This is a genomic window from Flavobacterium sp. ZE23DGlu08 (assembly GCF_030505335.1).
GTDB lineage: Bacteria > Bacteroidota > Bacteroidia > Flavobacteriales > Flavobacteriaceae > Flavobacterium > Flavobacterium algoritolerans.
On record NZ_CP130045.1, the window covers coordinates 3,189,406 to 3,211,596 of the forward strand.

The 22,191-nt window shown below is 34.1% G+C and carries 18 protein-coding genes; 2 read left to right on the plus strand and 16 right to left on the minus strand.

The genetic code is table 11. From position 1 onward, the window contains the following. Positions 1–121: 121 nt before the first annotated feature. The 10 genes from Q1W72_RS13980 to truA form a co-directional block, all read right to left on the minus strand. Positions 122–574, minus strand: coding sequence for a hypothetical protein (locus Q1W72_RS13980; protein ID WP_302135919.1), 453 nt, complete (start codon positions 572–574; stop codon positions 122–124). 191 nt (positions 575–765) lie between these two features. Next, positions 766–2,151 (minus strand): WD40 repeat domain-containing protein, encoded by a 1,386-nt coding sequence (locus tag Q1W72_RS13985; protein ID WP_302135921.1) that lies wholly within the window; start codon positions 2,149–2,151, stop codon positions 766–768. 150 nt (positions 2,152–2,301) lie between these two features. Further along, on the minus strand, positions 2,302–2,670 hold the full coding sequence (locus tag Q1W72_RS13990; RefSeq protein ID WP_302135922.1) for a hypothetical protein: 369 nt from the start codon (positions 2,668–2,670) through the stop codon (positions 2,302–2,304). Positions 2,671–2,931: 261 nt separating this feature from the next. After that, positions 2,932–3,405, minus strand: a complete 474-nt coding sequence (locus Q1W72_RS13995; RefSeq protein WP_302135924.1) for a nuclear transport factor 2 family protein — start codon at positions 3,403–3,405, stop codon at positions 2,932–2,934. 80 nt (positions 3,406–3,485) lie between these two features. Continuing rightward, positions 3,486–4,055, minus strand: coding sequence for a Crp/Fnr family transcriptional regulator (locus Q1W72_RS14000; protein ID WP_302135925.1), 570 nt, complete (start codon positions 4,053–4,055; stop codon positions 3,486–3,488). A gap of 464 nt (positions 4,056–4,519) precedes the next feature. Then, positions 4,520–5,437, minus strand: a complete 918-nt coding sequence (gene cysK, locus Q1W72_RS14005; RefSeq protein ID WP_121342479.1) for a cysteine synthase A — start codon at positions 5,435–5,437, stop codon at positions 4,520–4,522. Positions 5,438–5,440: 3 nt separating this feature from the next. Continuing rightward, a complete protein-coding gene (locus tag Q1W72_RS14010; protein ID WP_121342478.1) occupies positions 5,441–6,277 on the minus strand; it encodes a serine O-acetyltransferase in 837 nt (278 codons plus the stop codon). 229 nt (positions 6,278–6,506) lie between these two features. Continuing rightward, on the minus strand, positions 6,507–7,895 hold the full coding sequence (gene lpdA / locus Q1W72_RS14015) for a dihydrolipoyl dehydrogenase (RefSeq protein WP_099714842.1): 1,389 nt from the start codon (positions 7,893–7,895) through the stop codon (positions 6,507–6,509). A 300-nt stretch (positions 7,896–8,195) separates the two neighbouring features. Further along, positions 8,196–9,950 carry an ABC transporter ATP-binding protein gene (locus tag Q1W72_RS14020; RefSeq protein ID WP_099716297.1) on the minus strand — a complete coding sequence of 585 codons (1,755 nt, stop codon included), beginning with the start codon at positions 9,948–9,950 and terminating at the stop codon, positions 8,196–8,198. A 120-nt stretch (positions 9,951–10,070) separates the two neighbouring features. After that, positions 10,071–10,826 carry a tRNA pseudouridine(38-40) synthase TruA gene (truA, locus tag Q1W72_RS14025; RefSeq protein ID WP_302135927.1) on the minus strand — a complete coding sequence of 252 codons (756 nt, stop codon included), beginning with the start codon at positions 10,824–10,826 and terminating at the stop codon, positions 10,071–10,073. 247 nt (positions 10,827–11,073) lie between these two features. Between truA and Q1W72_RS14030 the strand changes: the two genes are divergently transcribed. Then, positions 11,074–11,571, plus strand: coding sequence for a metallophosphoesterase (locus tag Q1W72_RS14030; protein WP_302135928.1), 498 nt, complete (start codon positions 11,074–11,076; stop codon positions 11,569–11,571). Here the strand turns inward: Q1W72_RS14030 and Q1W72_RS14035 are convergent. From Q1W72_RS14035 to Q1W72_RS14045, 3 genes are all read right to left on the minus strand, one after another. Further along, a complete protein-coding gene (locus tag Q1W72_RS14035; protein WP_302135929.1) occupies positions 11,546–13,273 on the minus strand; it encodes a tetratricopeptide repeat-containing sensor histidine kinase in 1,728 nt (575 codons plus the stop codon). The two genes, Q1W72_RS14030 and Q1W72_RS14035, sit on opposite strands and share 26 nt — an antisense overlap. Before the next feature lie 67 nt (positions 13,274–13,340). After that, the gene (locus Q1W72_RS14040; RefSeq protein WP_099714846.1) at positions 13,341–14,003 is read right to left on the minus strand and encodes a response regulator transcription factor; all 663 of its coding nucleotides are present in this window, start codon (positions 14,001–14,003) and stop codon (positions 13,341–13,343) included. A 159-nt stretch (positions 14,004–14,162) separates the two neighbouring features. Beyond that, positions 14,163–14,576 carry a DUF4293 domain-containing protein gene (locus Q1W72_RS14045; RefSeq protein ID WP_099714847.1) on the minus strand — a complete coding sequence of 138 codons (414 nt, stop codon included), beginning with the start codon at positions 14,574–14,576 and terminating at the stop codon, positions 14,163–14,165. Positions 14,577–14,757: 181 nt separating this feature from the next. On the opposite strand from Q1W72_RS14045, the gene rho reads away from it, so the two are divergent. Beyond that, a complete protein-coding gene (gene rho / locus Q1W72_RS14050) occupies positions 14,758–16,548 on the plus strand; it encodes a transcription termination factor Rho (RefSeq protein WP_302135931.1) in 1,791 nt (596 codons plus the stop codon). A 130-nt stretch (positions 16,549–16,678) separates the two neighbouring features. On the opposite strand, the gene Q1W72_RS14055 is transcribed toward rho, so the two are convergent. From Q1W72_RS14055 to Q1W72_RS14065, 3 genes are all read right to left on the minus strand, one after another. Then, positions 16,679–17,944, minus strand: coding sequence for an RsmB/NOP family class I SAM-dependent RNA methyltransferase (locus Q1W72_RS14055; RefSeq protein ID WP_099714849.1), 1,266 nt, complete (start codon positions 17,942–17,944; stop codon positions 16,679–16,681). 181 nt (positions 17,945–18,125) lie between these two features. Beyond that, entirely contained in the window at positions 18,126–20,111 is a 1,986-nt protein-coding gene (locus Q1W72_RS14060; RefSeq protein ID WP_099714850.1) for a KUP/HAK/KT family potassium transporter, read from the minus strand. A 117-nt stretch (positions 20,112–20,228) separates the two neighbouring features. Next, positions 20,229–22,190, minus strand: a complete 1,962-nt coding sequence (locus Q1W72_RS14065; RefSeq protein WP_099714851.1) for a KUP/HAK/KT family potassium transporter — start codon at positions 22,188–22,190, stop codon at positions 20,229–20,231. Position 22,191: the final 1 nt, after the last annotated feature.

Genomic DNA, 22,191 nt, shown 5'->3' on the forward strand with positions numbered 1-22,191 from the left:
ACCAGCGGATTTGGGACTAAATTAAGCGCATTTTTCGGATTTGACAAATTCTCAAATACAAAACCAACTCTCCATTAAGTCTATTGCTCAAATCTCGTTAAATCGCTGTTAGCAGTTGTTTTTACAAATTGCTTTTGATATCAATGTTATAAAATGATGCTATATGCTTTGCAATTTTCTCAGCTTCTTCTTTGCTGTTAGTTCTATATAGAGTCTTAATTTGATTTGTTTCACTAAATAAATTTATTAAAATTATTTCACCAGTTAAAGTCGTAGATGCTGCTAAAGGTTGATATTTATTTTCAATTTTCTGTTTCACTTTTGTTTTGAGTATCGAGATATAAGCAATCTTTGGATAAGTATCCCAAAAACCTATATTGATACTATATATTGAAAAAATGTTTCTAAACTTATTTTCATCAAATTTGATCTCGATACCATCTGTAGAAGCTAAATATAATCCTCCAAAAAAAGAAAAAAAACCTAGAATGAACTTTAATCCAGAATTTATGTCAATTAAAAATAACAGAATTATAAAAATCAACAAAAAAGTTCCTGCTATTTTTCTGAGCATAGAGATTTTCTTAATGTGCAAATAATTTCTCATTGTATGGGATTAAAATAACCGCTAACGTTTTCGGGCTTGGCGAAGGTGGCGATTTTCACCACAAATGTTGATACGGAGAACCAAACTTTGATTAAACACGAATGTGTTTGCGGAGCACTGAAACGCCACTTTTGTCAAACCCGTGTTATGCGATGTTTTTATTTCCATAGTCCTACTGATGTTACGAATGAACAAAGTATTCCGCAAAAAAATAAGTTAATTATTAGTGGAATGTAAATTTTGCTTTTGTCACTATGGGTTATCATTTTTATGTAACAAAAAAGCAAGGAAATCGGAACAGTGAAAAGGGTAAGCCAACTAAACCATACTGAAAAAAAGAACAATCCAGATAATACCGTTGTTGTCCAAATCATCGGTGTTGCATATTTTGTCAATGTAGTTTTATAGAAATAAACAACCAATCCAATTCCTAAACTCCAGCAAGTCAAAATTGAAAGTAGGATGTAGGAAGAAATTTTATTGTCTGTGTTTCTTGTCAATGCCCAAAAACCCGCTATTAAGGTCATTAGAATAGAAATTGATAAAAGTCCATTTAGTTTTGCTTGGAATAACCCATCTCCTAAAACCATCTTTAAATCGCCAGTATTCCAGTTCCAAAATTTTAATGACCTGTCACCTGAGGCACTGATTAGTTGGTTTTTGCTATTAAATGAAAAATCGTCTACTGAATTTAAATTGTGTCCTTGAAGTGTTCGTATTAAAATTTTTTTCTGCCAATCCCATATTTCAATGTCGCCACCCCAAATACCAGCCACTAAATACTGTCCATCAGGTGTAAATTTAAAAGTACTTACTTCACAAACGGAGTTCTCTTTTTTTATATTAAGAATCGATAATACTGCACCTGAATTTAAGTCGATAACCCTTAAGATACTTTTATTTATATCATTAATCGCAATGATATTTTTTTGAGGGTTAAAAACTGGTGAACCACAAAACTTTCCAACCACTTTTGTTACTGATAAGGATTTCAAATCAAAAAATGTCAAGTGGCAAGAACTATCTATATAAGCTAAAACATCTTCTTTATTTATTGAAAAGTTGGTGTTATTTACACTAAGTTTTTTTATTAAGTTTCCATTTTTCCAATCCCAAATGAATATTTTGTCGTCATAGCCTGCACTAATGATATATTTGTCTGAAATACTGAATTTAACTTTGTTTACTCCTTTAGTGTGTCCATTTAATGTTTTGATAGCTTTTTTATCTAACAATGACCATACTTTAATTGATTTGTCAATGCTCCCGCTTGCAAATAGCTGTCCACTATGTGAAAAAGCGACTGTCTTAATAGCGTCAGAATGTCCAACTAATCTGTCTGTACATTTTCGGTTGTCCCAAAGTAATAATTCATTTTCACTTGCACTTACAACAATGTCTTGTTTGTTATTGTCAACGGAGTAAACCCAAGATTTGTGTTTTTCAAATTGTCCAGTATTGAATGCGTAAATCATGTACCCAATTGTCAAGATGATAATTGAGAATAAAAAAAGAGATATTTTGTCGTTAAGGTTATCTCTCATAAAATATCGTATAACGTTCTGGCGGCTTCACGTCAGTTGCGGCATTTGGAACTGAGTACTCTCGGCTGGACAAAACGAAGTTATGGAAAAAGGTGGTTCATTTTACAAGAAAAGTAGCAATTGCGTGAAACCGCTGTTATATGCCGCTTTTTATTCCGGAGACCTTTTAAGAAATGTAGGATATCCTTTTTTCCATATTCTTTCTTTTGAGTTCCACATTAGGTAAGGGCCATCAAAACCTTCCAAATAGATTAACTCAAAAGTCTTATTGTCTAGCTTTTTATATTCTGGTTGTAAAAAATCTATTTTATCTCGAAATTCAAATTTCTTTAAAGTAGTCCAATCCTCGTCTTCAGGCAAGCCGTTTGTTTTTTGAAAATTTTCAATGTTGCAGATTATTTTATCTCCAAGTTTTATGTCTGCATATCTATTTATAGTCATTGGAAGATTCCACCAAATTACCAAAAGTACAATTGGAATTGCCAAGCTTGAGAAAATAATTAGAAGGAATTTTTTCACGATTTAGTTTTAAGGTTTATTTTCACCCGGCGCGCTAAAGTGGCATATAACGTTTCGTGGCTTGGCGAAGTAGCGGGTTTTCACCGTAAAGTTGTAAAGGTAATCAAAAAGTGAGCTTCGCAATTTCAGCCCTTAGAAAATTCTAAACCAGCTATTTCGCCAAACCGCTGTTATGTGCAGCTTTTATAAACCTTACTTCAATATTGTCCTCTGTTTAGTCACTGCAAATTTTGATATCGATGAGTTTCTTCAGTATTTATTTTATAAATATTTAGGAAGTTTGACTGTCTGTCCTGAAAATTTATTAGTGTCAACCCACATATAGTCGTAAGATCTACTGGCAAAAAACCATTCTCCATTGATTTTTTCCAATTTATCGTTAAACAGCCCGTAATTGTTGTAATATTTTTCACCTGGTCCTTGTGCAACTTCATGTATAATCCATCTTGCAGTTGCATTATTTCCATTAATTTCAATAACTCCTGAATGGACGAACTGTACGAAAAAATCTCTTTCTTCTCGAAGCGTTTTTATAAATGCAGCAATTTCATCAGCTCCTGTTCTAGTATTATAAAATGGTAGGTTAATGGTAAAAAGGCCATCTGATTTCCACAGCGCTTTTAAACCTTCGTAATTGCCATTTGTAGCGGTATCAGCAAACTTTGCTACAATATTTCTGATTGCCAAGTCATCTTCAAGGTTTATTAATCTTTCCTCTGTTGTTAATTGTTTCATTTTGAATATTTTTTAAATTAATGAAGTGCAAAGGTGGCGTAACTATATGTAAAAGGATTTGCCATTTGGCAAAAAGTGATTTAGCCTATACTTTTTCTAATTCTACTTAGAGAGGATTGTGTAACACCTAAATAAGATGCTATGAAAGAAAGTGGAATACGGTTGGAAAGTTTCGGATATTTCTCCATAAAAGTTAAATAATTGGTAGTGGCGTCTTCCGAGACTAACGGACTAATTCTTTCTATTTTTTGAAGCAATGCTTTTGAAATAATTTTATGTACGATAGTATCCCAACCAATGATTGTATTGGAAAGTTCCTTCCAATCTTTCTTTGAAAAAATGATGAGTTTACAATTAGTTACGGCTTGAACATATGACGACGAAGGGATTTCATTGTCAAAACTGTCTAAATTCACTAAAATATTATTCTCTTCAATGAAATATTTGGTAATTTCTTCACCTTTATTATTGTAATAACAAACTCTGGCAATTCCTTCTATAATAAAGCCAAATTGTTTTGAAATTTTTCCTGCTTCTAAATAGTATTCATTTTTTTGAAGTTGTAATTCACTTGCCTTCTTTGAAATTAAGTCAATTTGCTGTTCGTTTAAACTTCCAAACTGTAATATATATTCTATCAATTCTTTCATAGCACAATTTAGTAAATGTAATTCTTCTAATATTTGTCATTTGGCAAAAAAGTATTTTTCGTAAACGTCTGAAAAAGTTGCACATAACTAGTATATACTACTGACGACATCAGACATATCATCCCTAAATGAGGTAGATATGTCTGATAAAAGTCAGTCTTTATCTGTTTTCAAATGTATAATAATTATCTTATAAATCATCAAAAGGGCTTTTAATTTGTTGAATACTTTTGTCTTACAAGAGAATCTATTTAGCACCTTTTGCGTGAAGGATGGAAGTGGAGCTCTTTATTGTTTTATCCCGAAGGGTAAAATAATAAAAGCGGAAACAAACAGCCTGACCTTGTTGTAGGACTAAACAAAGTAATTTATACGAAAGTGTAACAACAAGGACACGCCCAAAAAAAGCCACAAAAAAACCGACTTGTTTTCACAAATCGGTTCGTATTTAAAGGGATTTCCGTTTATACAAATAAGCCTTCGATGCTTAAATAATGTTCTCCGGTGTCGTAACAAAAAGTCAAGACTTTGGCATTTTCAGGAATTTCATGCAGTTTTTTGGCCACTGCTGCGAGTGATGCTCCAGAGGATATTCCTACGAACATGCCTTCTTCTTTGGCGGCTCTTTGGGCATAGGCAAATGCTTCGTCTTTGCTTACTTGGATTGTTCCGTCCAGTAAATCAGTATGTAGGTTTGTGGGGATGAATCCTGCTCCAATTCCTTGAATAGGGTGGGGAGCTGGTGTACCACCACTGATTACCGGGGATGCTTCAGGTTCTACGGCGTAGACTTTCAGGTTGGGGAAATGTTGTTTCAATATTTCGGCACAACCTGTGATGTGACCGCCGGTTCCTACACCGGTTATTAAATAATCCAGTCCGTCAGGGAATGCTTTTATGATTTCCTGAGCGGTGGTTGTTTTATGAATTTCGATATTGGCAGGATTCTCAAATTGAAGCGGTGACCATGCATTAGGCATTTCGGTTACTAATTCCTGTGCTTTTTCCAGTGCGCCTTTCATTCCTTTTTCACGCGGCGTCAAGACAAATTCGGCACCATAAAGACTCATGAGTCTGCGTCTTTCTATAGACATGGATTCTGGCATAACCAGTATTAATTTATAGCCTTTTACGGCAGCAACCATGGCGAGACCAATTCCCGTATTTCCGGAGGTAGCTTCAATTATAGTACCACCTGCTGCCAATAATCCTTTTGCTTCGGCATCTTCAATCATCGCAAGAGCGATTCTGTCCTTGATACTGGCCCCGGGATTAGCACGTTCCAGTTTGATCCAAACATTATGGTTGGCACCAAACAAACGATTGATTTTTACGTGTGGCGTGTTGCCTATTGTTTCGAGTATGTTGTTGTATTTTGTCATAATTTATATGGAGAAAAAATTAATATCTTTTGTTTCCTGCTGATTCAAAACAGTATTTTTATTGGATTGCATGACAAATGAATACGGATTCACACTCTTGGTTATAAACGTATTTCCGCCTATAATACTGTGGTTTCCTATGATGGTGCTTCCGCCCAAAATGGTGGCATTGGCATAAATAATAACATGGTCCTCTACGGTAGGATGGCGTTTTTTTTCTTGCATGTTTTTCTCGACTTGCAACGCTCCCAAAGTAACTCCTTGATAAATACTCACGTGTTTTCCTATGGTTGTGGTCTCTCCAATGACGATTCCGGTGCCATGATCTATCATAAATGGAACGTCGATGGTAGCACTTGGGTGAATGTCAATTCCGGTTTTGCTATGCGCATATTCGGTAAGAATTCGCGGCAGCAAGCAAGAGGTACGGGAAGCAATGGCATTAGCAATGCGATAGACTTCTATGGCAAAAAAACCGGGATAGGAATTGATGATTTCCTGAATGCAATCGGCAGCGGGATCCGTATCTAATATGGCTTGTGCATCTTTTTGCATGAATCCGTAAAGGTCAGGAAGTACGGTGTAAAACGATTCGGCGTCATCCAGAATTTCATTGGCTGTCTTATCTTTTACAATCTCCGAAAGGATAGCAATAAAGTTGGCTTTATTTTGGTCCAAAAGCAATTCGATTTGTATGGTTTCCAAAACTTTCTCTGGAAATAATATTTTGAATAAATCATCAATCCAATTGATAATTTTGGTAGAATCGATGGCTCTTACCCAATTTTTATTTTGGTTTTCATGCAGTGTATTCGAAAAACGGATGGTTTCAGTATTCATTTATGATGGAATAAAATCGGAATGGAATTAGTAAAATGGCTTGAAATACAAATATAAAGCAGAATTGAATAGGTTCATAACGCTGCTTTGTAAATAAATGTTAATATGTTAAATTCCCACAAAATGGATGCTTTGTGTTGGAAATGATTCCATAAAAAAAATCCGATTTGCTTTCACAAATCGGATTAATAAATCTGAAATCAAAAATCGTTAATCTACAATCTGAAATCTATAAATGTATTACCTCGCCATAAGCATCAGCAACCGCTTCCATAACGGCTTCACTCATAGTTGGGTGTGGGTGAATTGATTTAAGGATTTCATGTCCTGTAGTTTCCAGTTTACGCGCCACAACTGCCTCAGCAATCATATCCGTAACTCCGGCACCAATCATGTGACATCCTAACCATTCTCCGTATTTAGCATCAAAGATTACTTTTACAAAACCATCCGGTGTTCCGGCAGCTTTTGCTTTTCCTGAAGCTGAAAATGGGAATTTACCAATTTTCAATTCGTATCCTTTTTCTTTAGCTTGTTTTTCAGTCAAACCTACAGAAGCAATTTCTGGAGTAGCATACGTACAACCCGGTACGTTTCCGTAATCGATAGGTTCTACATGTAATCCTGCAATTTTCTCCACACAGTTGATTCCTTCAGCAGAAGCTACGTGAGCTAATGCTTGCCCTGGCGTAACATCACCAATGGCGTAATAACCCGGAATATTCGTTTGGTTGTAAGCATTTACCAAAATTTTATCTTTGTCAGTAGCAATTCCTACTTCTTCTAATCCGATGTTTTCAATGTTGGTTTTGATTCCAACAGCCGAAAGTAAAATTTCAGCTTCTAATACTTCTTCTCCTTTTGCTGTTTTGACAAATGCTTTAACACCTGCTCCAGTAGTATCAATTCTCTCAACAGAGGAGTTAGTCATGATTTTGATACCTGCTTTTTTCAAAGAACGCTCCATTTGTTTCGAAATGTCTTCGTCTTCAACAGGAACTACATTTGGCATAAATTCTACGATGGTTACATCAGTTCCCATAGAGTTGTAGAAATGTGCAAATTCAATTCCAATCGCTCCGGAACCAACAATAATCATCGATTTTGGTTGCGTTGGCAATGTCATTGCTTGTCTGTAACCAATTACTTTTACACCATCTTGAGGCAAGTTTGGTAACTCGCGAGAACGTGCTCCAGTCGCTACAATGATATGATCTGCACTGTATTCAGTAACTTTATTGTCTTTGTCAGTAACATCAACTTTCTTTCCTGGTTTTAGCTTTCCAAAACCATCAATTACGTCGATTTTATTTTTTTTCATCAAGAATTGAACACCTTTGCTCATTCCATCAGCTACTGAACGGCTACGTTGTACAACAGCAGGGAAGTCTTTATCAAATGATGAAACAGTCAATCCATAATCAGAAGCGTGTTTTAGATAATCAAAAACCTGAGCTGATTTTAGTAACGCTTTAGTTGGGATACAACCCCAGTTCAAGCATACACCACCTAAGTTTTCTTTTTCTATTACGGCTACTTTAAAGCCTAATTGTGATGCTCTAATAGCTGTAACATAACCACCTGGACCACTTCCTAAAACTATAATATCGTATTTCATTTTGTGCTTGTTTATTTGTTATTTGTACAAAATGCAGTCGGCAAGGCCTCGTGTCATTTCAAAGTTTTTTATTTGTTTTTTATTGGTAAAATGAATTCGTAAAAACTCATTTCATTTTGTGTGTTTTTCTTGTTTATTTGATTGGGCAAATTTAAGGATTTATTCTGTTTTGAGAAAGTTTCAAAGTAATAAAGTAGCAAACTAACAAATTTTCAGAAAAAGACCTTGGTTTTAAACAAACTGCTGCAAGGTAAAAATCAAATTTGTATTTTTTTAGTCTTTGTCGCTTTGTGAAAAAAACTAATTCGCTACCGAAAACTGGGAATCATACAAGTTTTTGTAATACCCACTTTCACGGTTTATTAATTCCTGATGCGTTCCTTGTTCTACTATCAATCCTTTGTCCATTACCACAATTTTATCTGCGTTGACAATCGTTGCCAAACGATGCGCAATCACAATGGATGTTCTGCCTTTGGTAATCGTTTCCGTAGCACGCTGAATCAATTCTTCGGAATATGTATCTATCGATGAAGTGGCTTCGTCCAGAATCAAAATACTCGGATTACTCACATACGCTCTCAAAAAAGCAATCAATTGGCGCTGACCCGAAGAAAGCATAACGCCGCGTTCCTTCACATCAAAATCATAATTATCCGGCAAACTCATGATGAATTCATGGACGCCAATTTTTTTGGCTGCAGCCAAAACTTGTTCGCGACTAATTTCAGGATTGTTCAAGGTAATATTGTTGAAAATAGTATCGGCAAAAAGGAAAACATCCTGCAATACTACTGCAATTTGTTTTCGCAAGGAACTCAATGTGTAATTCTCAATATTGTGATTGTCTATATAAATAGAACCGCTGTTGATTTCGTAAAAACGATTCAGCAAATTAATAATTGTAGATTTTCCGGCACCTGTAGAGCCTACAATCGCAATAGTTTGCCCCGCACTAACCTCTAAATCAATCCCTTTTATCACTTCTTCATCCGGAATATATCCAAAACGTACCTTCTTAAACTTGATGTCTCCCTTAAAGATTGGCGCTTCGATAACTCCAGTATCTTGAATTTGATCTTCGGTATCTAAAATATCAAAAACACGGTTTGCGGCAATCATTCCCAGTTGCATCTCGTTGAATTTATCCGCAATTTGACGCAATGGATTGAATAACATCCCGATGAACATCGTGTACGAAAATAAATCTCCAAAAGTGGTGAAATTATCTCCATTTAATATCTTGATTCCGCCATACAAGACAATAAAACCAAGGGTTAAGGATGAAATAATATCGGCAATAGGAAAAAATATGGAGTTATAAAGAATGGTTTTTATCCATGCTTTTTTGTGCTTGTCGTTGATGCTTTTGAATTTTTCGTATTCAATTTCTTCCCGATTAAACAGTTGGACAATCTTCATTCCCGTCACGCGTTCCTGTACAAAGGAATTCATATTGGCAATTTGGGTACGTACTTCCTCAAAGGCGACTTGCATTTTCTTTTGGAAAATTCGAGTGAAATAAACTAAAATGGGCATCGCCACAATCACAATCCATGTCAGTTTCCAGTTCATATAAAACATAAAAGCCAGTACCACAACCATCTTCATCAAGTCACTGATAATCATAAATAATCCCTGACTAAAAATTCGGGCAATGGATTCAATATCTGAAACCGAACGTGTCACCAATTGTCCCACAGGAACGTGATCAAAATATTTCATTCGGAAACTTAAAATATGGCGAAATAATTTTGTTCGAATGTCTTTCACAATATCCTGACCGAGCCAGTTTGCCCAATACACAAAGTAAAACTGCGAGAATACTTCCAGTAAAAGTACAATTCCCATCAGGATTACATACAATAATAAGCCCTTTTGGTCTTGGGTTGCGATGTAACCATCTACGGTTTGTTTCAATAAATACGGACGTAATGCCGCAAAAATCGACAGTGAAACGGCAAAAATAATCACACCGTTAAAACGCCATTGATAGGGTTTGGTGAATTTTAATATTCGTTTGAATAATCTGGTATCAAATGCTTTTGCTTTCATATTTTTTGTATTTATCCTGATTGTTTTCAGGAGCTATTTCCAGCTATTCGTTTCAATCTTTTATGCTTTTGGCAACAAAAACATAAAAGGATTTCTCCCGAAACCTCGTGACTATCAGGGCTATTGCGTAATGTAATCGTATTCTATTTTGGTTAAATACAAACCATGCGCCGGAACCGAAAAACCAGCTTTATCTCGGTTTTTACTTTCTATTATGGCATTAAAATCAGCCAGTGTAATCTTGTGTAATCCTATGTTTACCAATGTTCCAACAATGGCACGAACCATATTTCGTAAAAAACGATTGGCCGAAATGGTAAAAATTAAGTTCCCGTTTTCTTGTTCGGTTGTGCCTCGAGTCCAATAGGCTTCAAAAATTGTACAGTCAAATGTGTTTACATCAGTATTTACTTTTGAAAAACATTGAAAATCAGTGTGATTGAATAGTATCTGCGCTGCTTCATTCATCAAATCGATATCTAGCTTTTGATGAAAATACCAACTTTGTTCTTGCGAGAAAACATCTTTAAACGTATTGATATGATATTCGTAGGTTCTTTTTGTGGCATCAAAACGGGTGTGCGCTTCATCATGAACTGGAATAATTGCATAAATCACAATATCTTTAGGAAGATAAGAGTTGAGTTTATGCACTAAACTTGGAATATCAAATGGGGTTTCAAAATCAAAATGAGCATACATTTCTTTGGCGTGAACGCCGGTATCCGTTCTTCCGGCTCCCATAAGATTGATGGTCGTATTCAATAGCACCGAAAACGCTTTGTTCATCGTTTCCTGAACGGAAGCAGCATTGGGTTGGTATTGCCAGCCGTGATAATGGGTTCCGTTGTATGCTAATTTGATGAAATATCTCAAGTGAATTTTTTTGAAGCCACAAAGATACTTATTAATTTTTTTGCCACGAAGTCGCTAAGGCGCAAAGTTTGTTAAGTTTCAATTTGATTTTTTATTTGGAATTCGAATGTTTATTTTTACCACAAAATCCTAGCCCTGATAGAAGTGAAAATCCTTTATTGTTTTTGCTGCCAAAAACAATAAAGATTGTAACGGATAGCAGGAACTAGCTCTAGATTCCTTCGTACCTCGCAATGATACCATAAATATGAAAAAAATACTGCTCCTTTCTGATACGCACAGTCACATTGATGATACGATTTTGAAATATGTTGCTCAGGCTGATGAAGTTTGGCATGCGGGCGATATAGGTGATTTGGCTGTAACCGATGCGATTAAAAAGCTAAAACCGTTGCGTTGTGTTTATGGTAATATTGACGATGCAAAAGCTCGATTGGAATTTCCGTTGCACAACCGTTTTATGTGTGAAGGAGTCGATGTTTGGATTACACATATTGGCGGGTATCCGGGGAAATACAGTCCCAATATTAAAGCAGAGATGGAATTGAATCCACCAAAATTATTTATTTGTGGACATTCGCACATCCTGAAAGTCATTTTTGATAAAAAACATAATTTATTGCACATGAATCCCGGTGCAGCTGGAAAAAGTGGCTTTCACCAAGTGCGCACGATGTTGCGTTTTGTGATTGAGGGAGATAAAATCAAGGATATGGAAATTATTGAGATGGAAAAACGGGTGTAGTTGTTTTTTTCTGATAGGAAATTGGCACTTCAATAGCCACAGTTGTTCCGGAATTAAGCTTTGAATGTATTGTGATAGTTCCTTTTAGATTATTTATTCGGGCTTTAATCTGGTTGATTCCAAAACCTTCCAGGATATAAAATTTATCGGAGTCAAATCCTCGACCGTTATCCTCGATTTTGATTTGGAGTGATTTATTGTTTTCTTGAATAGTTAGATTGGCTTGAGTGGCACGACTGTGTTTTATGATATTGTTGAGTAGTTCCATTATTATAAAATACATTTTCATTTCAAAATCCTCATTGTAACGTGTTTTTGTTGGTACAACAATTGAGTAATTAAATTGAATTACTGAGTTTGAATTTTTCTCGCATAAATCTTCTAATGCGTAAAATAAACCAAATCGCGCTAAAAGTGTCGGCATCAATTCATGGGATAAATCTCTTATTTGATCGTGTGCTTCTTCTAATATGGCTTTAGTTTTTATAATTTCTTCGGCATTAGTATGGTTTTGAGAGGTAAATGCATTGAGGTGTAATCCTGCTGAGGATAATAAGGCGCTGATATTATCATGTAAAAATGAAGCAATTTTTTTTCGTTCTAATTCTTGTCCGTTGATAGATGCGTTGATTGTATTTTGTTGCAGTTGACTTTGTATGTCTTTAATTCTGTTTTTTTGCTTAAGCTTTGAGTTTTCTGAGAAAATGTAAAAAAGGAAAAAGAAAAATAATAAAAGGACAATTATTACAATTACAATTTTTTTGTTTCTGGATTGCTCTTGTATAAGTAAATATTCTTTGGTTTTGTACTCGTTTCCTATTTTGTCGATTTCTCTTTTATACTCATCAATCTCAAGATTTATTCCGGCAACATTTGCTTTGTTGAGCTTTTCCTCGTTATTTAGTTTAACAGTAAGGTCATTGTAAAGTGCCAAATTCTTATATGCATTTTCATAATCTCCATTTTTTAATAAAAATTTAGAAAACTCATGATGTGAATACGACAAGTCTGATTTTTCATTTCCTTCATTTCCTAATCGGATGGCATTCTGAAAAAAAAACGACGCTTTTTGAGTGTCATTTTTGTAGCTATGATACATTCCATTTAGCATGTTCAGTGCAACAATGGTTGATTCATCACCATGTTTTTTGTGGTGTTTATTGATGTATTTTAAATAGGGAAGACCCTCTTCATAGCGTCCAATGTCAAAATACGCCCAGGTAATATTAAGTTTAGTAAAAACTATTTGAGCTGAATCATGAATTTTTGTGCTGTATTGCAACGATTTTTTGTAGTAGTAAATTCCTTTTTCATATTGTTTTTTGTCAAAGCAATAAATGTTTCCCAAGTTATTATTTAACCAGTTTTTTAAAACATCATTATTTGTTTTATTGGCGTAGATTAGTCCTTTATTGTAATAAAAAAAAGCTTTTTCATATTCAGATAATTGGTCAAAATTTGCAGCAATTGTGTTGTAGGTTGCAGCAATTAGATTGTCGTCTTTTAAAGCAATAGCATGCGTTAGGGCATGTCTTGATTTTACTAATGATTTTTCAAAATTACCCGCTTTCATAAGCTCATTGGCTTCTTTTGCAAGTTGTGTGACTTCTTTCTTTCGGGGTAATTTTTTATGTGCAAAAACAGTAATTCCAGAGAAATTAAGTAGTAAAATCAATACTATAACAATTTGTTTGTACGGCATAGATAATTTAATTTTTCTGTTTATGGTTGTTTTTAATTAAAAGTAAATCGCATTTGTGATTCACAAATCAGGATTTAATCAATTTGTTTTTAATGGCATATTTAACCAAACTTATAGAGTTTTTTGCATCTAGTTTTTTCATTATATTTTTGCGGTGGGTTTCAACAGTATTCACACTGATAAACAGTTGGTCACTAATTTCTTTACCGCTGTATTCAAGTGATATTAAGGTGATGATTTCTAACTCACGATCCGTTAAAATAGAACTTACGGCAGACTCATTTTTAATTAATTTCACATTGTCTTTTGTAACGGTACTAAAGATTTTTTCCCGTACTGATTTACAAAAATATTCTTCGCCTCTGGATACTGCCTGAATTGCTTCAACAATGTTTTCACCGGCACATTTTTTTGTCAAATAACCACTACTGCCCAGTTTCATTACTTCCTTTATTATTCTTAAATCATCATAACTGGATAAAACAATAATTTTACAGGGAAATCCTTTTTCGGCAAATTCCTTAATGACTTCAATTCCATCTTTTTTAGGCATATTAATATCTAAAATAAGAATGTCGGCTTTATTTTCGGTAACCTCATTGAAAATGGTGTCTCCATTGAGAGAGAATCCAACTACTTCAAAATCAGGAAGGGTATGTAGCAACGTACGAATACCATCAATAAGTATTTGATGGTCATCAGCAAGGTGAATTCTAATTTTTTGTAACATATCGTAATTACTATTTTCAAATTTATAAAAAAAATAGGAGAATATCATTTTATAAGATTTTTATTCTTTTTTTAATCCAAATAAAAAAGATTAGACACAAAAAAACCCGAATTGTTACATTCGGGTTCTCTTCGCACTAATAAACTAAAGTTTATAGGTTTACCTCAATCTGTCCACAGATTTTACAAGATCTTCATCCTTTTTGATAGCTTTATTAGCCAAGACTAATAACACGATAGCAACTACAGGTAGAAACATCCCAATACCTTTCTCTGAAACAGCAGGTGTTTCTCCAGATAGATTTAGTGAACGATATACAAACAATCCTAATAAAATCAAATTTAATATGATATTCAATCTGCCAATGACAAATTGATTTTGTCTTTTTTTATAGGAAACAATACTTAACAAAGTCAGTGTAGTACTCAATCCCAGTATTATGGTATATACTTGGCTTTGCATGAAATAAAAGTCTTTCCCATCTTTCATTGTCCATAACGGAATAAAAAATAGTAAGATGCCTGTAACAACAAAAGCAAGTAGTAAATATATGGTCTGAATTCTTTGTATCATTTGTTAAATATCTTTTACAAAAATATATTTTCTTTTTAATAAATACTATTGTCTGATTAAATTTTATTCGTATTATTGCATCATAATACCGTAAGCACTTCATACTGCGGTTGATTCAAAATAAAGTTCACTACCTATCTTTTACATTTTTCCAAAAATTAATTAAACTCATAGAACATTCATGTTTGATATTTCTGCATTAAAAGAAATGAAGCTTTCTGAGCTTCAAGAAATAGCTAAATTAGCTAAAACCATAAAATTTAACGGTGTAAAAAAAGAGACATTAATTAGTCAAATATTAGAGCATCAAGTGGTAAATGTTGATTCAGCATCAGATACAAAAAAAGAAAATAACCTTGATGACGATAAACCTAAAAGAGTTAGAATAGTTCCTGTAAAAAAAGCGGCAATTCAAAAAGCGGTACCAAATTCTCTTTTTGAAAAAGAAGAAGTTGCAGTTGAAATAAATGCTCCAGTTGAAAATAATCTTCCAATTGAAGCTGTTTCAATAGAAGAAAAATCGGCTCCAAAGCCAGAATCTGAAGGGAATGAGAAAAAAGTAGGTAAAATTATTAAATTTAATAAATCAGCTTACGAGAAGAAAATTGCTTTAAAAAAGGATAAAGAAGAAGTAAAAGAAGCAAGCACTGAGAATTTTATAGTTGCAGATACAGCAACTGAAGAGAAAACAGAAGCTCCTGTTGCTCCAGTAAAAAAGATAAATCCAAACCAATTACATAAGCAGAATCCAAATCAGAATCCGAACCAAAACCCAAATCAAAACGGGAATGGAAATGGGAATCAAAATCCGAATTTTAAAAATAAAAAAAGCAATTTTGCTGCTTCTGATTTTGAATTTGACGGAATTATAGAAAGTGAAGGCGTTCTTGAAATGATGCCGGACGGTTATGGTTTCTTGCGTTCTTCTGATTACAACTATTTGGCTTCGCCAGATGATATTTATTTATCGACTTCACAAATCAGATTGTTCGGTCTTAAAACCGGAGATACCGTAAAAGGTGTGGTTCGTCCACCAAAAGAAGGAGAGAAATTTTTTCCATTAGTTAGAGTTTTAAAAATAAACGGACACGATCCTCAAGTGGTTCGTGATAGAGTTTCTTTCGAACACTTGACACCAGTTTTTCCATCAGAAAAATTCAAATTGGCCGAAAAACAAAGCACGATTTCAACTAGAATTATCGATTTGTTTTCACCAATAGGAAAAGGACAACGTGGAATGATTGTGGCGCAACCTAAAACAGGTAAAACGATGTTGCTTAAGGAAATTGCCAATGCAATAGCGGCAAATCATCCTGAAGTGTATTTGATTGTTTTATTGATTGATGAGCGTCCGGAAGAGGTTACGGATATGCAACGCAGTGTGCGCGGTGAAGTAATTGCTTCAACATTTGACAGAGAACCGCAAGAGCATGTGAAAATTGCAAATATCGTTCTTGAAAAAGCAAAACGATTGGTAGAATGTGGTCACGATGTAGTGATTCTATTGGACTCCATTACACGTTTGGCCAGAGCGTATAATACGGTTCAGCCTGCTTCAGGTAAAGTATTAAGTGGTGGTGTGGATGCAAATGCATTGCAAAAACCGAAACGTTTCTTTGGTGCTGCCCGTAATGTAGAAAATGGAGGTTCATTAAGTATTATAGCTACCGCATTGACTGAAACTGGTTCAAAAATGGACGAAGTTATTTTCGAAGAATTTAAAGGTACAGGAAATATGGAATTGCAATTGGACAGAAAAATTGCTAACAAACGTATTTTCCCGGCTATCGATTTGACTTCTTCAAGTACAAGACGTGACGATATGTTATTAGACCAAAAAACATTGCAACGCATGTGGATTATGAGAAAATACCTTTCGGATATGAACCCGGTGGAAGCAATGGATTTCATTAATGACCGTTTCAAGAAAACGAAGAATAATGAAGAGTTTTTAATTTCAATGAATGATTAATCAAAAAGTTTAAAGTTTTTAGTTTAAGGTTTAAAGTTTGAAAAAAACATTGTGCTAAAAAAATAATCATATAAAAAAAGTCCTCGATTTTCGAGGACTTTTTTGTGAATTACATTTATGTTTTGAAACCTTAAGATTCTTCAGTTTTAATCGCCTTTGCAGGTTTTTCAGCTTTTTCTACAGCTTCTTTTCGTTCTAACAAAGCCATATAAAATCCATCAAAACCTGACTCTGAAGCCAAGATTTTTTGGTCTTTAATAAAATTGAATTGTTTACCAATGTCAGTTGTCAAAAAACGTTTTACCTGTTCTTGATTTTCAGATGGTAATATAGAACAAGTAGCGTACACTAATTTTCCTCCCGGTTTTACAATTTTAGAATAGCTTTCTAAAACTTCCGATTGTACTTTACGGATGTTGTCAATAAATTCCGGTTTCAATTTCCACTTCGCATCTGGGTTTCTTTTTAGAACTCCTAAACCGCTACATGGTGCATCAATTAAAACACGGTCTGCTTTTTCGTGTAGTTTTTTGATGATTTTTGTTGAGTCAATAATGCGGTATTCAATATTGAAAGCACCGTCTCTTTTGGCTCTGATTTTTAATTGCTTCAATTTGCTTTCATACAAATCCATAGCGATTAATTGCCCTTTGTTTTCCATCAAAGAAGCAATGTGAAGTGTTTTTCCACCAGCACCGGCACACGTATCAACAACACGCATTCCTGGTTTTACATCAAGGAAAGCCGCCACTAATTGTGAGTTGGCATCTTGCACTTCAAAGAAACCTTGTTTGAAAGCATCAGTCAAGAAAACATTGGCTCTTTCTTTTAACACTAAAGCGTCAGGTTGATTCTTTAATGTTTCAGTTTCAATGTTTAAATCCATCAAAATAGCGCGTAACGCTTCTCTTGTTGTCTTAAGCGTATTTACCCTTAAAATTACTCTTGCCGGTTGGTTTTGAGCTGCTATTTCAGTTGCCCAAACTTTCTCGCCTAATTCTTTAACTCCCAATTCATCCATCCAGTCCGGAATAGATTCTTTTAAAGCTCTCACTTTAGAAAGTTCGTCAAAACGTCCTTTTATTTTTCTTTCAGGAGTTCCTTCCAGCTGACGCCAATCCGGAATAGGATAGCCTCTTAATACTGCCCAAACAGAAAACATTCTCCAAAGATTGTCTCTGTCAAAAGGTTCTTTTACTTCGGCTATTTCTGCGTATAATCTTTTCCAACGTACAATTTCGTAGATGGTTTCGGCAACAAACTTTCTGTCAGAGCTTCCCCAACGTTTGTCTTTTTTTAAGGATCTTGCTACCACTTTATCAGCATATTCACCTTCATTAAAAATGGCGTTTAATGCATCTATTGTTGTGTAAACTAAATTTCTGTGTAATCTCATTTTGAATAATTGAGGTGCAAAGGTAGGTTTTTTTTATGTGAGTTTTTGTATTTGTGGCTTAGGAGTTTATAACAGTGTTGCTTGGAAATAGTTGTGCAATACATAAAAACAAAAAAGTCTTTTTCTGATAAAGAAAAAAACTTTTTTGAAATGAGATTTAAGGAAAAGAAAATACTGGAAATTACATATTAGGATTAGACTTTTCTATTCTTTTCATATTGATAATTTCAGGTGGATGAAGGACCATAGGAAATTGTTCCACTTTTACGGAGCTATTGTCTAAACCAAAAGCTTTTCCTTCAGATAAACTGAATTTTTTCAAAACGAAATAAGTGTTCATTACAATTTTTTCAAAGAAAGTTAAATCACTGTCATTAGAAAGAAACTTTTCGGATAAAACAAATTTGAAATCACCTATAATATTGTTCTTATTTAAGGATTCGTAACGGCTGGAAATATCCATTTCGCCTTTGCTAACCATGTCCTTGATTACTTCTTTGAACATTAAGTTTATTTTAGTTGGTTCTCTAAAGCCCAAGTAAAAATCAACTCTATATAAATCGTCTTTCAGAATTTCTGTAACTCGGTATTCTTTTTTATAAGGTTCGTTTAACACATTCACGTGTATAAACCAGTAGATGTCAGCTCTTTTTGGTCTTTTTCGAAGTATGGAGTACATTACTTTTTCTTCGATTTCATCGGATCGGGTTGCGTTTGTCATGTACACTAAATGCGTCGCATATTTAGGGATTGTTTCATCATGACTCAACTCACCAAGTACTTTTATATAATCGTCAATTTTAACAATTTGCGTGTAATTTTTACTGATTTTCTTGGCTAAAAACCAAGTGCTCATTATAAAAATCATGAATATTGCCACAAATAAAGTTACATAGCCACCTTCCATAAATTTAGAGACATTAGCATACAAAAAGCCAATTTCTATGGTAGCGTATAATGTAATTAATGGCGTCATAAAATACCATTTGACCCTTTTCATTATCAAATAATAATTTAAAAGCGTAGTGGTCATCATCATTCCTAAAATTATGGATAGGCCATAGGCATGCTCCATATATTTAGATTCCTTGAAATATAAAATGATCCCTACACATCCTACAAAAAGCAACCAGTTTATGGAAGGAATGTATAATTGTCCTTTTACGTCTGTTGGGTAGTTGATTCTTACTTTTGGCCAAAAATTCAAACGCATGGCTTCATTAATCAATGTAAATGAGCCGCTTATTAAGGCTTGCGAAGCAATAATTGCAGCAAATGTGGCAATTACAATTCCAATGGGTTGAAACCAATCGGCCATGATTAAATAAAACGGATTGTGATTGGAACTTCCTAATTGTGCTAATGTTTTTCCTTCGTGCATCAGTAAAAATGCTCCTTGTCCAAAATAATTAAGGATTAAAGTAGTTTTTACAAAAATCCAACTCACTCTGATGTTACGTCGTCCACAATGTCCCATATCCGAGTACAATGCTTCTGCTCCAGTTGTACATAAGAATACCGCTCCCAGAATTAGAAATCCTTCGCCACCTTTATCTGAGGTTAATAATTTATAGCCATAATACGGATTAATGGCTTTGAAGATTTCAACATTTTTAAAAATTTGGATGCATCCTAAAATTCCAAGCATAGAAAACCATACTAACATGGTAGGCGAAAAAAACTTACTTACCAGTTTCGCCCCAAATTGTTGAATACTGAATAGTATGAAAAGTATCGCGATTACAATTGGGATTGTTGGGATATCTGGTTTAAAAATGTGCAATCCCTCAACTGCGGAAGAAACGGAAATAGGAGGTGTTATGATGCCTTCGGCTAATAATAAACTTCCCCCAATAATGGCAGGGACAATTAGCCATTGTATTTTAGTTTTTTTGACTAGAGAATATAACGAGAAAATTCCACCTTCACCATGATTGTCCGCATTAAGGGTAATGATTACATACTTTAGTGTAGTTTGTAAAGTCAATGTCCACAATATACACGACAAGCCACCTAATATTAATTGACTGTTTATGGCATGTTCTCCAATAATGGATTTCATTACATATAATGGTGAAGTACCAATATCGCCATAAATTATTCCTAAAGTAATCAATAAACCAGCAGCAGAAAGTTGACTGTGTATGTTTTTATGCGATGTGCTCATGAAAAATTTTTAAAAAACTTTTCAAAGTTACTATTTTAGAATAAATTAACAGTAATTAATGAAGAAAAGATAATTAAAGCACAGTTTTTAGCACTGTACTTTAATTATATGGTATAATTATTTAATTCTTGTCAAACCTATCTTTTCAGGTGCATGAAGTACCATTGGGAATTTCTCTATTTTTACGGAACTACTGTCTAAACCAAATGCTCTTTCCTCTGATAAACTTAATTTTTTAATTAAGAAATAAGAGTTCATAATTATTTTTTCATGCCATCTTAAGTCACTATCGTTAGAAAGGAATTTTTCAGATAATACAAATTTGAAATCACCTATGATGTTGTTTTTATTCAAAGATTCGTATCTACTGGTAATATCCATTTCACCTTTTTGAACCATATCCTTGATCACTTCCTTAAACATCAAGTTAATTTTTGTTGGTTCTCTAAATCCTAAATTAAAGTCTACACGATACAAATCATCTTTAACAATTTCGGTTACTTTATATTCTGTTTTATAGGGTTCAGTCAATATATTCACATGGACAAACCAATAAATATCAGCTCTTTTAGGTCTTTTTTGTAAAATAGAATACATCACTTTTTCTTCTATCTCATCGACTCTTCCGGCATTAGTCATATATACTAAATGGGTGGCGTATTTTGGGATTGATAAATCAGCACTTAATTCAACAAGTACTTTTTTGTAATCTTCAATTTTAACAATTTTAGTATAACTCTTGTTGATTTTCTTAGCCAAATACCAAATAGTCATTACTGATATCAATGCAATAGCTATAAAAAGCGTTACATAACCACCATCAGCGAATTTAGTGATATTTGCTGCCAGAAAACTAAATTCGATTATTAAGTAAATGGTAATCAGTGGTACAATGAAATATAATTTTACTCTTTTCATTATCAAATAAAAATTAAGTAAAATAGTGGTCATTATCATGCATAAGATGATTGCTAAACCATAAGCATGCTCCATATTACTGGATTCTTCAAAGTGCAATACGATTCCGACACAACCAAAAAACAATAACCAGTTTATCGACGGAATGTACAATTGCCCTTTTAATTCAGTAGGATATTTGATTTTTACTTTTGGCCAAAAATTCAATCGCATTGCCTCATTTATCAATGTAAATGATCCACTGATTAATGCTTGTGAAGCAATTACAGCAGCAAGCGTAGCTATTACAATTCCTATAGGTTGAAACCAGTCTGGCATTATTAGGTAAAAAGGATTTCCGTTTTTTCCACCCAAACTTTGCAACGTTTCTCCTTCGTGGTGTGTTAAATAAGCGGCTTGACCAAAATAATTAAGTACTAAAGCGATTTTTACAAAAATCCAACTGATTCTGATGTTTTTTCGTCCGCAATGTCCCATATCTGAGTACAATGCTTCAGCACCGGTAGTACAAAGGAATACAAAGCCTAAAACAAAAAAGCCTTCTGGATGGATGGTCAATAAATGATACGCGTAATACGGATTGATGGCTTTTAAAACCTCGGTATTTTGAGAAATCTGTGAGATTCCAAGAACTGCAAGCATTGCAAACCAAATCATCATCATTGGTGCAAAAAATTTACCGACTAATTTGGTTCCAAATTGTTGAATGGTAAAAAGCACAAATAGGATGCCTATAACAATTGGGATTGTATTAATTTCAGGGTAATAGGTTCTGATTCCCTCAACTGCAGATGATACTGAGATAGGAGGAGTGATAATTCCATCAGCAAGTAATGCACTTCCACCGATTATTGCGGGGACTATTAGCCATTGGATTTTTGTCTTTTTGACTAAAGCGTATAAAGCAAAAATTCCACCTTCTCCATGATTGTCAGCACTTAGTGTAATGATGACATATTTTATAGTGGTTTGTAAAGTAAGTGTCCAAAAAACACATGAAATTCCGCCTAAAACAATATCAGCATTAATAACATGATCCCCAAGTATGGCTTTCATTACGTATAATGGTGAAGTTCCAATATCACCGTAAATTATTCCTAATGAAATTAATAATCCACCTAATGTCCATTTACTATGGAGGTCTTTGTGTGAAGTGCTCATG

Bases quoted from the DNA above. Each gene is read 5' to 3' on its own strand.
- Q1W72_RS14000 (WP_302135925.1), bottom strand. From the start codon at position 4,055: ATGAAAGAATTGATAGAATATATATTACAGTTTGGAAGTTTAAACGAA.
- cysK (WP_121342479.1), bottom strand. From the start codon at position 5,437: ATGACAAAATACAACAACATACTCGAAACAATAGGCAACACGCCACAC.
- Q1W72_RS14020 (WP_099716297.1), bottom strand. From the start codon at position 9,950: ATGAAAGCAAAAGCATTTGATACCAGATTATTCAAACGAATATTAAAA.
- Q1W72_RS14065 (WP_099714851.1), bottom strand. From the start codon at position 22,190: ATGAGCACTTCACACAAAGACCTCCATAGTAAATGGACATTAGGTGGA.
- Q1W72_RS14010 (WP_121342478.1), bottom strand. From the start codon at position 6,277: ATGAATACTGAAACCATCCGTTTTTCGAATACACTGCATGAAAACCAA.
- Q1W72_RS14045 (WP_099714847.1), bottom strand. From the start codon at position 14,576: ATGATACAAAGAATTCAGACCATATATTTACTACTTGCTTTTGTTGTT.
- Q1W72_RS13995 (WP_302135924.1), bottom strand. From the start codon at position 3,405: ATGAAACAATTAACAACAGAGGAAAGATTAATAAACCTTGAAGATGAC.
- Q1W72_RS14035 (WP_302135929.1), bottom strand. From the start codon at position 13,273: ATGCCGTACAAACAAATTGTTATAGTATTGATTTTACTACTTAATTTC.
- Q1W72_RS14060 (WP_099714850.1), bottom strand. From the start codon at position 20,111: ATGAGCACATCGCATAAAAACATACACAGTCAACTTTCTGCTGCTGGT.
- Q1W72_RS13980 (WP_302135919.1), bottom strand. From the start codon at position 574: ATGCTCAGAAAAATAGCAGGAACTTTTTTGTTGATTTTTATAATTCTG.
- Q1W72_RS14030 (WP_302135928.1), top strand. From the start codon at position 11,074: ATGAAAAAAATACTGCTCCTTTCTGATACGCACAGTCACATTGATGAT.
- lpdA (WP_099714842.1), bottom strand. From the start codon at position 7,895: ATGAAATACGATATTATAGTTTTAGGAAGTGGTCCAGGTGGTTATGTT.
- Q1W72_RS14055 (WP_099714849.1), bottom strand. From the start codon at position 17,944: ATGAGATTACACAGAAATTTAGTTTACACAACAATAGATGCATTAAAC.
- Q1W72_RS13985 (WP_302135921.1), bottom strand. From the start codon at position 2,151: ATGAGAGATAACCTTAACGACAAAATATCTCTTTTTTTATTCTCAATT.
- Q1W72_RS14040 (WP_099714846.1), bottom strand. From the start codon at position 14,003: ATGTTACAAAAAATTAGAATTCACCTTGCTGATGACCATCAAATACTT.
- rho (WP_302135931.1), top strand. From the start codon at position 14,758: ATGTTTGATATTTCTGCATTAAAAGAAATGAAGCTTTCTGAGCTTCAA.